This window comes from Tabrizicola sp. (genome assembly GCF_041911175.1).
GTDB lineage: Bacteria > Pseudomonadota > Alphaproteobacteria > Rhodobacterales > Rhodobacteraceae > Tabrizicola.
The window spans coordinates 1-13,444 of the sequence record NZ_JAYRPN010000032.1 but is presented as its reverse complement, the minus strand read 5'-3'; the positions used below and the strand labels follow the sequence as shown (position 1 = coordinate 13,444).

Annotated in this window: 12 protein-coding genes, 1 other RNA gene and 1 CRISPR repeat array; of the genes, 6 read left to right on the top strand and 7 right to left on the bottom strand. The window is 66.7% G+C overall.

Annotated features, from left to right (window positions below; genetic code table 11):
• Positions 1 to 30: 30 nt before the first annotated feature.
• Positions 31 to 303: direct repeats of the CRISPR family, unit length 29 nt; unit sequence CTGTTCCCCGCACGCGCGGGGATGAACCG.
• 1,077 nt (positions 304 to 1,380) lie between these two features.
• Positions 1,381 to 1,479, bottom strand: an RNA gene (ffs, locus tag ACE3P6_RS04155) — signal recognition particle sRNA small type.
• A 173-nt stretch (positions 1,480 to 1,652) separates the two neighbouring features.
• Here ffs and ACE3P6_RS04150 point away from each other — a divergent pair.
• A complete protein-coding gene (locus tag ACE3P6_RS04150; protein ID WP_374391879.1) occupies positions 1,653 to 3,026 on the top strand; it encodes a hypothetical protein in 1,374 nt (457 codons plus the stop codon).
• A 63-nt stretch (positions 3,027 to 3,089) separates the two neighbouring features.
• Positions 3,090 to 5,114, top strand: coding sequence for an FAD-dependent oxidoreductase (locus tag ACE3P6_RS04145; RefSeq protein ID WP_374391877.1), 2,025 nt, complete (start codon positions 3,090 to 3,092; stop codon positions 5,112 to 5,114).
• Positions 5,115 to 5,116: 2 nt separating this feature from the next.
• On the opposite strand, the gene ACE3P6_RS04140 is transcribed toward ACE3P6_RS04145, so the two are convergent.
• The gene (locus ACE3P6_RS04140; protein ID WP_374391875.1) at positions 5,117 to 5,377 is read right to left on the bottom strand and encodes an EF-hand domain-containing protein; all 261 of its coding nucleotides are present in this window, start codon (positions 5,375 to 5,377) and stop codon (positions 5,117 to 5,119) included.
• Positions 5,378 to 5,747: 370 nt separating this feature from the next.
• On the opposite strand from ACE3P6_RS04140, the gene ACE3P6_RS04135 reads away from it, so the two are divergent.
• Positions 5,748 to 6,653, top strand: coding sequence for a LysR family transcriptional regulator (locus ACE3P6_RS04135; RefSeq protein WP_294972586.1), 906 nt, complete (start codon positions 5,748 to 5,750; stop codon positions 6,651 to 6,653).
• Between the two features lie 37 nt (positions 6,654 to 6,690).
• On the opposite strand, the gene ACE3P6_RS04130 is transcribed toward ACE3P6_RS04135, so the two are convergent.
• The 3 genes from ACE3P6_RS04130 to ACE3P6_RS04120 are packed head-to-tail and all read right to left on the bottom strand — an operon-like array spanning position 6,691 to position 9,067.
• Positions 6,691 to 7,659 (bottom strand): OmpA family protein, encoded by a 969-nt coding sequence (locus ACE3P6_RS04130; RefSeq protein WP_374391873.1) that lies wholly within the window; start codon positions 7,657 to 7,659, stop codon positions 6,691 to 6,693.
• Positions 7,656 to 8,351, bottom strand: a complete 696-nt coding sequence (locus tag ACE3P6_RS04125) for a GNAT family N-acetyltransferase (RefSeq protein WP_374391871.1) — start codon at positions 8,349 to 8,351, stop codon at positions 7,656 to 7,658. The genes ACE3P6_RS04130 and ACE3P6_RS04125 overlap by 4 nt, the downstream gene beginning before the upstream one ends.
• A complete protein-coding gene (locus tag ACE3P6_RS04120; protein WP_374391869.1) occupies positions 8,348 to 9,067 on the bottom strand; it encodes a competence/damage-inducible protein A in 720 nt (239 codons plus the stop codon). Before ACE3P6_RS04120 ends, ACE3P6_RS04125 begins: the two co-directional genes overlap by 4 nt.
• A 129-nt stretch (positions 9,068 to 9,196) precedes the next feature.
• Between ACE3P6_RS04120 and map the strand changes: the two genes are divergently transcribed.
• Positions 9,197 to 10,006: a type I methionyl aminopeptidase gene (gene map / locus ACE3P6_RS04115; protein ID WP_374391867.1), complete on the top strand. Its 810-nt coding sequence runs from the start codon at positions 9,197 to 9,199 to the stop codon at positions 10,004 to 10,006.
• Between the two features lie 53 nt (positions 10,007 to 10,059).
• Here map and ACE3P6_RS04110 read toward each other — a convergent pair whose 3' ends face one another.
• A complete protein-coding gene (locus ACE3P6_RS04110) occupies positions 10,060 to 10,824 on the bottom strand; it encodes a molybdopterin-binding protein (protein WP_374391865.1) in 765 nt (254 codons plus the stop codon).
• On the bottom strand, positions 10,817 to 11,608 hold the full coding sequence (locus tag ACE3P6_RS04105; protein WP_374391863.1) for a cytochrome b/b6 domain-containing protein: 792 nt from the start codon (positions 11,606 to 11,608) through the stop codon (positions 10,817 to 10,819). The genes ACE3P6_RS04110 and ACE3P6_RS04105 overlap by 8 nt, the downstream gene beginning before the upstream one ends.
• Positions 11,609 to 11,746: 138 nt before the next feature.
• On the opposite strand from ACE3P6_RS04105, the gene accD reads away from it, so the two are divergent.
• Positions 11,747 to 12,655, top strand: a complete 909-nt coding sequence (accD, locus tag ACE3P6_RS04100) for an acetyl-CoA carboxylase, carboxyltransferase subunit beta (protein ID WP_374391861.1) — start codon at positions 11,747 to 11,749, stop codon at positions 12,653 to 12,655.
• 3 nt (positions 12,656 to 12,658) lie between these two features.
• Positions 12,659 to 13,444, top strand: a 786-nt coding sequence (locus tag ACE3P6_RS04095) for a folylpolyglutamate synthase/dihydrofolate synthase family protein (RefSeq protein WP_374391859.1), incomplete at its 3' end; no start/stop codon positions are given.

Sequence of the window (13,444 nt, the reverse complement as noted above, 5' to 3'; positions counted from 1 at the left end):
GTCGCCTCTGCCGCACCAGCCGAGGCCCGCTTGTTTCCCGCACGCGCGGGGATGAACCGAAACAATCGAAGCCGGGTCGGCATCGGGCGGGCTGTTCCCCGCACGCGCGGGGATGAACCGGCGGCGCACCAGTTGGGCGTCTCGCCTGACACCTGTTCCCCGCACGCGCGGGGATGAACCGAAACAATCGAAGCCGGGTCGGCATCGGGCGGGCTGTTCCCCGCACGCGCGGGGATGAACCGACAGGATAAAGATCACCCTGCCCATCGGCAGCCTGTTCCCCGCACGCGCGGGGATGAACCGCGGCCAAGGAAGAGGCCGGTGCCGGAGCATGCTCACAGGATTCGTGCAACAGGGCCCCACCCCGGGAAAAGTAGGGTCTGGCCGGACTCTTGAAGCTTCTCGACGTGATCGAGGAACCCAATCGTCACCGGGTCCTTGTGGATTGGCGCCAACCGCTTGTTTCTCTGGTTCTTCGACGCCTCCGCAAGATAAAATCCGACACACCCTGCTCCTCGAAGATGCTATCCGGTGCCATCGACGCCATCTCGGACGAGCTACGGACCCCGGTGCAAAGCATGACGAGGAACGCCCACAGATTGAGACCGCAGGCGGACGGGTCCGCGAACACTGGATGCCCGAGGATCGTCTTCAATTCGTCCTTCGCGGAGGGCAGGTAGGATGGCTCCCGGTGCACCTTTCTGCCCGTGTCGACGCAGGTTCCTTTGGCGGGATTGGTTTCGATGTGCCCGTTGTTGGAGGCCCTTCGCGGAATGCTCGACAGGTGGGACAACCACTTCATGTTGATCGTCTTGGGTACCAAGGCCGGAAAGGATGCAGGAAGCTCTCCGTTCGCCTTGCCGGCCTGCGGCAGCGTGAGACCCCGAAAGCGCATCGTGTAACGGTTCGGCGTTTCGAGGAGAGCCTGCTTGTATTGACCACGTTCTTCCTGGTGGTCGATTTCGGAGTTGTTTGCGCACCCCTGAATTCATTGAACATCCGCGCGCCTCGATCAGCACTTCTGCAAGGATCCAAAGCAATTGCGGCCATGAGCCGTTGGGCGCGCGGCCCACCCTGCGCAAGGCATTCGCAGCAAATCCGATCGGCGCTTCAGCTTCATCGTCTTCCAGTCTTCCCGGCGCCAGAAGTCGAACCCTGCTGGAACAGGTGCTTCGACCGTTCCGCAGGATGTCTGCACCCGTTGACCGCTTCGAAGCCGCACGTTCAAGATCGTCCAAGGCCGACTCAGACCGGAAGTGCTCGTTTGCCGCGGATGTTCTGCCTGCATTCGATGCTGCCCGAGCACCGGACTGTGGCAGCGTATGTAGCGCAACCCCGTCTGCAAGGGCTTTCTGCAAGATCAAGGATCTATGGCAAGAAAGGTGAGAGGCTGGACAACGACCCAAACGGATCTCGTTACGGCTGCTTCCTTCCGGACCTGACCGGGTTGGCGAGGCGCCTGCCCGCGCCAACCTCTCGCGGGGTGATATAGGCGGGGGCGGGGGGATTCGCAAGGAAGCTCTGGCGCGTCTCCGGCTTGCCTCGTCGTTCACGTCATGTCCTCCTCGGGGGACCGCGCAAGACGTGAACAGGGGGCTCGACGGGCATCGCCGGGGAATGCGATCCTCGTCCTGGAAACCGGGGAGAGGCGAATGACCAGATTGCAGCGCATGGACTGGCCGGACAACGGAACCCCGGACCTGCCCCCGGCCTTTTCGCTGGAGGAGGCGCAGGTGCGGCTGGCAGCGGTGCGGGCGGCGATGGCGGGGGCTGGCCATGCGGCGCTGGTCATCTATGGCGACCGCGAGCATGCGGCGAACCTGCACTGGCTGACCGGCTTCGACCCGCGCTTCGAGGAGGCGGTGCTGGTTGTGACCGAAGCCGATGCCCTGCTGATCGCGGGGAACGAGTGCCTGGCCTATACCGCCGTCTCGCCGCTGGTGGCGGCGGGGCGGGTCAGGACCGGGCATTGCGCCTCGCTCTCGCTGCCGAGCCAGCCGAGGGGGTCGCGGCGGTTGTGGGAGTGGCTGGCGGAGCTGGTGCCGAAGGGCGCGAAGGTTGGCGCGGTGGGGTGGAAGTGGTTCGGGGCGGATGAGTTGCCGCCGGGGGCCGACCCGGTGCTGGCGCTGGACATTCCGGCCTTTCTCGCCGATCCGCTGCGGCAGCGGGCGGGGCGGGTGGAGAATGCGACTGCACTTTTCATGCATCCCGGCCACGGGCTGCGGGCGCGGGTCGGCGTCGACGACATCGCGCGGCTGGAGTTTTCGAACCATATGGCGGCTTCTGCGCTGAAGCGGATGGTCTTTGCGCTGCAAGAGGGGATGACCGATTTCGCGGCGGTCGAGGCGGCGCGGATCGGGGGCTTGCCCTTGGGATGCCATGTCACCTTCGCGATGGGCGAGACGCCGGGGCTGTCGGGGCCGGTGGGCGACCGGATCCGGCGCGGGGTTCCGGCGAGTTTCAACGTCGCGCATTGGGGATCGAACATCTGCCGGGCGGGCTGGATGGCGCGGGGCGAGGGCGACCTGCCGACAAGCGCGGCGGGCTATCTGGAGGAGTTCGTCTTTCCCTACGCCCGCGCGATGTCCAACTGGTGCGCGATGATGCGGCCCGGCGTGACGGGCGGTGCGGTCTGGGCGATGATCGACGACCGCCTGCCGGAACGCTTCGGCATCACGCTGAACCCCGGCCACCTGATCGGGCTGGACGAATGGATGTCCTCGCCGATCATGCCGGGGTCGGGGATCCCGCTCGCTTCCGGCATGGCGATGCAGATGGACGTGATCCCGGCACATGCCGGGTGGGGCTCGACCCGGATGGAGGATGGCTATGTCATTGCCGACGAGGGTCTGCGCACGGCGCTGGCGCGGACCCATCCGAACGTGGCCCGGCGCTGCGCCGCGCGGGCCGAGTTCATGCGGCGGGTGATCGGGATGGACGTACCGGACAGCCTGCTGCCCCTGGCCGATACCTGCGGCATCATCGCGCCCTGGCTTCTGGACCCGGCGCAGGTGGTGGTCTTGTGACGTTGCGTTCAGGGTGACGCTGGGGCCAGGCTTCGCCATTCTGCCAAGGCAAGGGAGGCCCGCATGACCGAATATCCGCATCTTCTGGCACCGATCACATTGGCTGGGGTCAGCTTGCGCAACCGCAGCCTGATGGGCTCGATGCACACCGGGCTGGAGGAGACCGGCGACTGGGGCCGGGTCGCTTCCTTCTATGCGGCGCGGGCGAAGGGCGGGGCCGGGTTGATCGTGACCGGGGGCATGGCGCCGAACCGGGAGGGCGGGGTCTTTCCCGGCGCGGCGGGGCTGTTCTCGGCTGCGGACATCGCCAACCACCGGCGGGTGACCGATGCCGTCCATGCCGAAGGCGGGCATATCGCGATGCAGATCCTGCATGCCGGGCGCTACGCCTACGGCAAGGAGTGCGTGGCGCCATCGGCGATCAAGTCGCCGATCTCGCCCTTCCCCCCACGCGAACTGGACGAGGCGGGGATCGAGAAACAGGTCGCCGACGTCGCCACGGCGGCGGCCCGGGCCATCGAGGCGGGGTATGACGGGGTCGAGGTGATGGGGTCGGAGGGGTATTTCCTGAACCAGTTCCTTGTCACCCACACCAACCGCCGAACGGATCGCTGGGGGGGTGATTACGCCAACCGGATGCGCCTGCCGGTCGAGGTGGTGCGGCGCGTGCGGGCGGCGATGGGGCCGGGGGCGGTGCTGGTCTACCGCATCTCGCTGATCGACCTGGTGCCGGACGGGTCAAGCTGGGAGGAGGTCGTGCAACTGGCGAAGGCCGTCGAGGTGGCTGGGGCTTCGGTGCTGAACACCGGGATCGGCTGGCACGAGGCGCGGGTGCCGACGATCGCCACCTCGGTCCCCCGCGCGGGCTTTGCGCACCTGACGGCGCGGTTGCGGCCGGAGGTTTCCATTCCGGTGATCACCTCGAACCGGATCAACACGCCGGAGCTGGCCGAGCGCCTGCTGGCGGAGGGTTCAGCCGACATGGTGTCGATGGCGCGGCCCTGGCTGGCGGATGCCGGGTTCATCGCCAAGGCTGCGGCGGGGCGGGCGGCGGAGATCGCGCCCTGCATCGCCTGCAACCAGGCCTGCCTGGACCATACGTTCTCGGGCAAGCTGACCTCATGCCTGGTCAACCCGCGCGCCTGCCACGAGACAGAGCTTGTCTACGAACCGGCGACAGTGCCGAAACGGGTGGCGGTGGTGGGGGCCGGGCCTGCGGGGATGATGACGGCCATCGTTGCCAGCAAAAGGGGCCATCGGGTCGCGCTTTTCGACACGGCGACGGAAGTCGGCGGGCAGTTGAACCTGGCCAAGCGGGTGCCGGGCAAGGAAGAGTTCTACGGGTTGGTCGACTGGTTCGCCACAATGCTGCGCGCACCGGGGATCGAGCTGCGCCTGGGGCAGACCGCTGCCGCAGAGGATCTGGCGGGGTTCGACGAGGTGGTGATCGCCACCGGCGTCCGCCCGCGCGATCCGGGGATTCCGGTGGAGCCGGGGGCGAAGGTCCTGTCCTATATCGAGGCTCTGAAGGGTGCCGGGGTGGGGCAACGGGTGGCGGTGGTCGGCGCGGGCGGGATCGGCTTCGACGTGGCCGAGACGCTGGTGCACGAGGGGGTCAGCCCGACGCTGGATGCGGGCCTCTGGCGCGCGGAATGGGGGGTGTCTGCGCCCTGGCAGGACCGGGGCGGGCTGGCACCGGACGGGCCGCAGCCGCATCCGCCCGCGCGCGAGGTGTTTCTGCTGCAACGCAAGGCCGAGAAACCGGGGCGGCACCTGGGCAAGACGACCGGCTGGATTCACCGGGCAAGCCTGGCGATGAAGCAGGTGAAGATGCAGGGCGGGGTGAATTACGAACGGATCGCGCCGGACGGGCTGTGGATTTCCCACGGGCCGAACCGCGAGCAACCGGAACTGCTCGCGGTCGATGCCGTGGTGCTCTGCGCAGGGCAAGAGCCGGAACGGGGGCTCAGCGCCGAGCTTGACCGTCGTGGCATCCCCCACCATCGGATCGGCGGGGCGGATGTGGCGGCCGAACTGGATGCCAAGCGCGCCATCGATCAGGCGGCGCGCCTGGCGGCACGGCTTTAGCCTTAGCCGTTGGTGGCCGCTTCCGGCGCCTTGATCACGCCGCCGTCCAGCGCGGCCTGGAGCTCGGTCGCGTCGACGTTGCCGTCGGCGGTGGTGTCGATGGCCTTGAAGGTATCTTCGTTCAGGTCCGTCCAGACCGCCTGAAGCTCGACCAGCGACCAGCTGCCGTTGCCGTCGGTGTCGGCAACTTCGGGCAGGGTGGCCTGCGCGAACGCGGCCGAAGCCAGGGCGAACGGGGCAAGCACGAGTGCGATGCGTTTCATGGAAGTCTCCTTTTTCAGTCCATGATGGCAAGACGCGGCGTTCCGCGCCTTGCCGACCTAGCTAGGCGGCTTGGGAAGGATATTCCATACATCGTGGTCAAAGCCGGAATCATGCAGCGGACTGCTGCCAGATTGTGAACGGTATCAGAACGATTTCCTGCCGATTGCCGGGGTGCAGGCCTTTCCGCGCCGATGCGTCATGCGGGTTGCGGCGTGACCTCGCCGATGCCGCATGGCGTGCGAGCGTTTCGATGCCATGAACGATCCCCCACAATACCCCGGATCGGACGCCTGATTGCCGCCTTCCTGCCCGAATTGGAAGTGAAACCTGATTGCAACAAAACGGCGTGACTGTTCCCAAGAGGACGATATGGATCGACTGACAGAGATGGAGGCCTTTGCCACGGTAGTGGACCAGGGCGGCTTCACCGATGCAGCCAAGAAGATGGGGATCTCGAAATCTGCCGTCTCGAAACATGTGTCCGCCCTGGAAGCGCGCCTGGGCGCCCGGCTTCTGAACCGTACCACCCGTCGCGTCTCGCCCACGGAAATCGGCTTGGCCTACTATGACCGCGCCCGCCGGGTGCTGAACGACGCGGGCGAAGCCGATGCGCTTGTCACCTCGATGCAGTCGGCGCCGTCGGGGCTGTTGCGGGTGTCGGTCGCCACGGATTTCGGGGTGAACCTGCTGTCGCCGATCCTGGGGGATTTCCTGCTGGAATACCCGGACATCACCGTGAACATGGTCCTGAACAACCGCTATGTCGAACTCATCAGCGAAGGCTTCGACATGGCGATTCGCGTGGGCGAGTTGGAGGATTCCTCGCTCCGCGCCCGGAAGCTGACCGAGACGACGAAGCGGATGATCGGCGCGCCGGGCTATTTCCAGAAATTCGGGCGACCGCAGAAGATCGACGATCTGAACGACCACAAGCTTCTGCACTATTCCAACCAGGCCAACGGCAATGTCTGGAAGATCACTGCGCCCTCGGGCGAAAAGCGGCAGGTCCGCTCGGTCGGCTGGCTGACGGTGAATGACGGGCAAAGCCTGCTGAACGCCGCGATCTCGGGCCTCGGCATCGCCTATCTGCCGTCGTTCCTTTATGCCGACGCAATGCGGCAGGGGCTGGTGGAAGAGGCGATCCCCGGCCTTCCGGTCGAGGTTCTGGGCATCTATGCGGTCTATCCGCCGGGCCGGTTCACCCAGCCCAAGGTGCGCGCCTTCATCGACTTTCTGGCTCGGCGCTATACCGACAAGGGCCCCGACAACTGGTGACGAAACCTTCGGTTCGGGGCCCCTCTCCCCCAGCCGGTCAACGGGTCGAAGTGACGATCACTTCGACCCGTCTGTTTTTCTGCCGCCCCTCTTCAGTCTGATTCGTCGCGCGCGGTGCAAGGAAGCCGACGCCTTTCGCCGCGACCCGCGCGGGGTCGACGGCAAAACGGTCGATCAGCACCTCGGCCACCGCTTCGGCCCGGCGTTCGGACAGGGCGGTGTTGGCCGCAAGGCTGCCCGAGGCGTCGGTATGCCCGACCAGCGCGATGGTGCCGTCGGGATTCGCCTGCAACCAGGCGGCCACTGCAGCCAGCGAGGGATAGTCGCCATCGGCGAGCGTTGCGGAGCCGCTGGCGAAGACCAGATCGTCCAGCACTGCCGAGCCGACGGCGTCGAGCGAGGCGGCAACGGAGGATGCCGGCTGCGTCGTCTCGACCGCGCCCGGGGTCGCCTCGTTGGCCAGCGTCACCGGGGTCTCGACCTGCGTTGCCGGCTGTGGCGCATCCGTGACGCGGGTGATCTGGACATAGCCCGCGCCTGCGCTGCGGCTGACCAGGATCGACACCGCCTCGTCGCCGGACCGGGCGGACAGGAAGCGGAAGTCGCCCATGTCGACGTGCATGTCGGGCTCCGGCATCACGTCGGTGTGAAAGCGGAAGTCGAACCCACCGCAGGCGCGCGCGTCGCATTCGAAGACGATCTCGTAGCCCGCCGCAAGCACCTGTTCCCGCAGGGGGGTGAGGAGAGCCAGCGTCGTCACTCCAGCGGCATCAAGCCGGAAGGCCCGCTGGTCCAGTGCCCCTTCCATCTGCCGCGAGGGCACGGAGGTGCCGTCGAAAGCGGCAACCGGCAGGGCGTAGCTGCCGGGCAATTCGCTGCGGCTTTCCTCGCCCAGCACCTTGGCGGGCAGGTCCAGCGTCAGGGCGACGGCAGGTTGGGCCAAAGCGGCCAGAAGAGGAAAATGGAAGATGGACTTCGGCACTGCCCGGTCGCTTTCCGCGATCATTTCTGTCGATAGTGGTATTGTCCCACCTCTTGCATCCCAAGGCGAGCGTAGAGCGCGCGGGCGGCGGCGTTCTGCCGGGTGACGACCAGGGACAGCCGGGTGGCGCCTTGGGTGGCCGCCCAGTTGGCGGCGGCGTGCAGGAGGTGCCGCCCGAGGCCCTGCCGACGCTGGCTGTCCCGGACCTCCAGCGCGTGAACCATCGCTTCCGCGCCGTTGCAGGCGACGAAGGCGACCCCGGCAGGGCGGTCGCCAGTGCGGCCAAGGATCGCGGCCTTCGGACCCGTGACCCGATCCATCACCGCGATCCGGGCCGGGCCGATCCCGCCTTCGGCCCAAAGCGAGCGGGCGACCTCCAGCGGTGGCCAGTGCGGGAAGGCGGTGAGGAAGGGAAGCTCGGCGGTCAGGTCCGCCACCGGGGCGGCATAGGCGACGACCGGGTCGACGATGCGCCAGCTGCGGGCGTCGAGCGCGGCATCCAGCGCCGCGTCACCCTCGCGGATCAGGGCCAGCGGGTCAGCAATCGCGGATTCAAGCGCGGCAAGGTCGGCCTCGGTGAAGGCACCGTCGCAAGTGGCGGCGGAGACGCGCTTGCCGCCTCCGGCCCCGTCGCGCAGGGTGAAGGGGCCAAGCTGACTGCGGCCCGCCGGGGGCCAGGTCGCCTCCATCACTTCGGCAAGCAGGTCGGGCGTCATCCGAACATCCTCGTCAGCCTGACCATCGCCTGATCCAGCCTTGCCGGATCGGTGCCCCGGACCACCAGGTTGGTGCCATGCGCGCCGTTCTGGATGAAGGGGTAGGAGCCCATCGACAGCTCGGGAAACTCGGCGGCAAGGGCGCCGAAGGGTGCCGCGATCTCGCCCTCGCCCCGGTCGACGCGCAGGGTCTGCGACAGAAGCGGCGGGCCGCCGGTCAGCTTGGGCAGGACGCTTGCGACCATCGCCTCGAACATCTTCGGCACCCCCGCCATCACATGCACGTTGCCCAGCGTGAAACCCGGCGCGGTCGAGACCGGGTTGTCGATCAACGCCGCCCCGTCCGGGATGCGGGCCATGCGCTGCCGGGCCTCGTTGAAGGGCAGGCCGGAGCGGTCGTAATGCGCCTGCAGCAGCGCCATCGCATCGGCCCGGGGACCGATCTTCGCCCCCATCGCCTCAGCCACCGCATCCGCCGTGATGTCGTCATGGGTCGGGCCGATGCCGCCGCTGGTAAAGACATGGGTGTAGCTGGCCGACAGAGCGCGGACGGCGGCGACGATCTCGGGATGGATGTCGGCGACGATGCGGGCCTCGCGCAGGGTGATGCCGATCCGGGTCAGCTCGCCCGCCAGGAAGTGCAGGTTCGAATCGCGGGTGCGGCCGGACAGGATCTCGTCGCCGATCACCAGAATCGCCGCGGTCGGGTTGGTCATGGCCGGTTTCTCCTGATCACATCCGCGGGTATAGCCGGGGCGCACTGGCTTTCAAACCCCGGCCTCTGGCCAATTCGGCGCAAGGCTCTTATGTAGGGGCCAAGGAGAGCGGCCCTGGAGAGACTGGCCTTGGACGACATTCGCGCGCGCATCACCAAAGACGGCATCCGCATCTACGAGGACGCGGATTTCGCGGGCATGCGCGTGGCGGGCCGCGTGGCTGCCGAGATTCTGGATGCCGTGGCGCCCCTGGTGGTGCCCGGCGCCACAACGGCGGTGATCGACGACTTCATCACGTCCGAGATCGAGCGGCGCGGGGTGACTTCGGCCACCGTGGGCTACAAGGGCTACAAGCACGCCTCCTGCATCAGCGTGAACCATGTGGTCTGCCACGGGATTCCGGGGCCGAAAGTGCTGGTGGACGGCGATATCCTGAACGTCGATGTCACGGTGATCGTCGACGGCTGGTATGGCGACACCAGCCGGATGTATGTTGCGGGCCAGCTGCCCCGCAAGGCCGAACGGCTGATCGAGGTCACGCATGAGGGCCTGATGCGCGGGATTGCGGCGGTGAAGCCGGGCAACACCTTCGGCGACATCGGCCATGCGATCCAGGCCTATGTCGAGGCGCAACGGATGAGCGTGGTGCGTGACTTCTGCGGGCATGGCCTTGGCCGGGTGTTCCACGCGCCGCCGAACGTGCTGCACTATGGCCGCGCCGGGTCGGGTCCGGTGCTGGAGGAAGGCATGTTCTTCACCATCGAGCCGATGGTGAACCTTGGCCGCCCGGAGACGAAGGTGCTGGCCGACGACTGGACCGCCGTCACCCGCGACAAGTCGCTGTCGGCGCAGTTCGAGCATTCGGTGGGCGTCACCGCGACGGGCTGCGAGATTTTCACCCTGTCGCCCGCGGGCAAGTTCCACCCGACCTGGGGGTGAGGGACCAAAATCCTTCGAAGGATTTTGCAAATTTCTTCGAAGAAATTTGGCCCCTATATTCCCGCATAGCACTCATAACCCCGGTCGGCCCAGTAGCTGCCCTTGCCCGAACCCAGCGCGCTGAGACTGTCAGTCAGCTCGATGGTATGGACGTACTTCGCCATCTTGTAGCCGAGCTGCCGTTCCACCCGCAGCCGTAGGGGCGCTCCGTTCGCCACTGGCAGGGGTGCGCCGTTCATCGCATAGGCGAGGATGGTCTGGGGGTGGTAGGCGTCGATGAGGTCGATGCTCTCATAGTAGAACACCTCACCCGACAGGCTGCGTTCAATGGCGTCGAAGCAGTGGAAGACTGCGTAGCGGGCGGTGAGTTTCGGACCTGCCAGCTTCAGGACGGTGCCAAGCGGAACCCCCTGCCATTTGGCGATGCAACTCCAGCCTTCGACGCAGTCATGCCGGGTGATCTGGGTCCGCGAGGGCAGCGCGGTCAGGTCGGCCAGCGACAGGCTTTGCGGTGCGTCCACCAGGCCGGTGACGGTCAGGCGATAGTCGGTGAAGCCGGATTGGGCCATCTGCCGGTAGGTGGCATCCGCCGGATCGGTGGACCCGTTCGGGCGCTGGCCCTGGCGGATGTCGGCCTCGGAAAATTCGGGCGCGAGCCGGTCGCCGATCAGGGCACGCTGGGCGCTGCGGGTCAGGCCCTCGTGGCTGGCGAAAAGCTGGCGCAGCGCGCTGTCGCTGCCCGAGGCGCTGTCGAAAATCTTGCATCCGGAAAGCGACAGCGCGGCCCCGGTCAGCAGAAACCTGCGACGATCAAACATCCTGCTCTCCATCGGTGCGATACCAGCCGGTCAGGATCGACCGCATCTCGTTCAGCGGACCTGCCAGCAGGATCATCGCCATGTGGACGGCGAAGAAGCCCAGCAGCGCCAGCATGGTCAGGAAATGGATCGTCCGCGCGGTCTGGCGGCCCTGGAACAGATCCAGCAGCCAAGGCGCAGCGGCATTGAAGCCCGGCGACATGGACAGCCCGGTCAGGATCATCAGCGGCAGGGCGAGGAACAGGACCGAGGCATAGGCCAGCTTCTGCAACACGGAGTAGCGGGCGGTATGCTGGAACCGCAGGCGGGCGTGGTCGGCAATGTCGCGCGGCAGGGCGCGCAGGTCGGCGAGAGTTGGAAACAGCTGGCGCAGGTGGCCGTTCAGCACCGAAGCCACGAGCCAGAGGCTCAGCGTCCCGACCAGCGCCCAGGCGAAGAAGAAGTGGATCACCCGGCCTGTCGCAAGACTCTGGTTGGACGGGATCGTCAGGGCCGCCGGAATTGCGCGTACCGTGCCATCCGAGACGCCGAGAAAGCCGGTGGTCTCGAACTCGGTCCCGAAGACGCGGGTCACGCCCTGCAATTCGCCGCCCACCTCGCGCGCGCCGATTTCCAGGATGGCGTTGTCATAGGCGAACCCGGCTTCCTTGCCGATGTGCAGGCTGGGATGCGCGTTGAAGATCTGGAGGCCCGTCAGCATCAGGAAGAACAGCGCCACCGCCCAGACCCAATGCGTGATCCGGGTCAGAAGGCGCTGGCGATAGACGAGGGGGCCTTGGGGCATGGTTTCCTCCGCTTCTCATGCCGAAGGAACGGAGGCGCGGGGGGAAAGTTTCACCCCGCCCATGCCGATTGCCGCTGATTGCATTTCGCGGCCCCCCGGCTTATTTCGGTGGCTGACCAAAGGGGCAGCAGGCACCGCATGAACTGGATCACCAACTACGTCCGTCCGAAGATCAACTCGCTCTTCTCGCGTCGCGAAGTGCCCGAGAACCTTTGGACGAAGTGCCCGGAATGCGGGACGATGCTGTTCCACCGGGAACTTGCGGCGAACCTGAACGTCTGCACCACCTGCGAACATCATATGGCGATCAGCCCGCGCGAACGGTTCGAGGCGCTGTTCGACGGCGGGATCTTCACCGAGGTGAAGGTGCCGGACGCGGTGGTCGACCCGCTGCATTTCCGCGACCAGAAGAAATACACCGACCGGATCAAGGCGGCGCAGAAAGCCAGCGGCGAGAAGGACGCGATGCTGGTGGCCGAGGGCGAGATCAACCGCACCCCCATCGTTGCCGCCGCGCAGGACTTCGCCTTCATGGCGGGGTCGATGGGCATGTATGTCGGCAACGCGATCATCGCGGCGGCGGAGCGTGCGGTGAAGCTGAAGCGTCCACTGGTGCTGTTTTCGGCCTCCGGTGGCGCGCGGATGCAGGAAGGGATGCTGTCGCTGATGCAGATGCCGCGCACGACGGTGGCGGTGCAGATGCTGAAGGAAGCGGGCCTGCCCTATATCGTTGTCCTGACCCATCCGACGACGGGCGGCGTCACGGCCAGCTATGCCATGCTGGGCGATGTGCAAATTGCGGAACCCAACGCCCAGATCGGTTTCGCCGGGGCGCGGGTGATCGAACAGACCATCCGCGAGAAGCTGCCGGAGGGCTTCCAGCGCGCGGAATACCTCCTCGACCACGGCATGCTGGATCGCGTCGTCCATCGCAAGGCGATGAAGGACGAGTTGGTGACGCTGGTCCGGATGCTGACCGGCCAGCCCCCGGCGATCAAGGGCGACCTGCCCGCGCCGGTCGAGGCCAAGGCCGAAGCTGGCGCCTGACCCATGACGCAAGGTTCCGACGTCGTCCTTGAGCGGATGATGACGCTGCATCCCAAGATCATCGACCTGACCCTCGCGCGGGTAGAGCGTCTTCTGGCCGCCCTTGGCCACCCCGAACGCGCGCTGCCGCCGGTGATCCATATTGCCGGGACCAATGGCAAAGGCTCGACCCAGGCGATGATCCGGGCGGGGCTGGAGGCGGGCGGCGACAAGGTCCATGCCTATACCTCGCCGCATCTGGCGCGGTTCCACGAACGTATCCGGCTGGCGGGCGAGTTGATTTCCGAACCCGCGCTGACCGCGCTTCTGGACGAATGCGTGCGGGTGAACGGCCCGGACGAGATCACCTTCTTCGAGATCACCACCTGCGCCGCCTTCCTGGCCTTTGCCCGGACTCCGGCGGACTGGACGCTGCTGGAAGTGGGTCTTGGCGGACGGCTGGATGCAACGAACGTCGTGGAAAAGCCCCGACTGACGATCATCACCCCGGTCTCCATCGACCACCAGCAATACCTGGGCGAGACGCTGACCGAGATTGCGGGCGAAAAGGCCGGGATCATCAAGCGCGGAGTGCCGGTGATCGTCGGGCCGCAACTGCCGGAGGGGTTGGCGGTGATCGAGGCCAGGGCCGCTCGGCTGGGGGCGCCCGTCCTCGCCTTCGGGCAGCACTGGAATGCGTGGGAGGAACGCGGGCGGCTGATCTATCAGGACGAGAATGGCTTGCTCGACCTGCCCCTGCCGAACCTGCCCGTCCCGCACCAGATCCAGAACGCCGGGGCCGCGATTTCC

What these genes read in the sequence shown, in the direction of transcription:
- ACE3P6_RS04150 (WP_374391879.1), top strand. Translation starts at nt 1,653, where the DNA reads ATGACCAGATTGCAGCGCATGGACTGGCCGGACAACGGAACCCCGGAC.
- ACE3P6_RS04145 (WP_374391877.1), top strand. Translation starts at nt 3,090, where the DNA reads ATGACCGAATATCCGCATCTTCTGGCACCGATCACATTGGCTGGGGTC.
- ACE3P6_RS04140 (WP_374391875.1), bottom strand. Translation starts at nt 5,377, where the DNA reads ATGAAACGCATCGCACTCGTGCTTGCCCCGTTCGCCCTGGCTTCGGCC.
- ACE3P6_RS04135 (WP_294972586.1), top strand. Translation starts at nt 5,748, where the DNA reads ATGGATCGACTGACAGAGATGGAGGCCTTTGCCACGGTAGTGGACCAG.
- ACE3P6_RS04130 (WP_374391873.1), bottom strand. Translation starts at nt 7,659, where the DNA reads ATGATCGCGGAAAGCGACCGGGCAGTGCCGAAGTCCATCTTCCATTTT.
- ACE3P6_RS04125 (WP_374391871.1), bottom strand. Translation starts at nt 8,351, where the DNA reads ATGACGCCCGACCTGCTTGCCGAAGTGATGGAGGCGACCTGGCCCCCG.
- ACE3P6_RS04120 (WP_374391869.1), bottom strand. Translation starts at nt 9,067, where the DNA reads ATGACCAACCCGACCGCGGCGATTCTGGTGATCGGCGACGAGATCCTG.
- ACE3P6_RS04110 (WP_374391865.1), bottom strand. Translation starts at nt 10,824, where the DNA reads ATGTTTGATCGTCGCAGGTTTCTGCTGACCGGGGCCGCGCTGTCGCTT.
- ACE3P6_RS04105 (WP_374391863.1), bottom strand. Translation starts at nt 11,608, where the DNA reads ATGCCCCAAGGCCCCCTCGTCTATCGCCAGCGCCTTCTGACCCGGATC.
- accD (WP_374391861.1), top strand. Translation starts at nt 11,747, where the DNA reads ATGAACTGGATCACCAACTACGTCCGTCCGAAGATCAACTCGCTCTTC.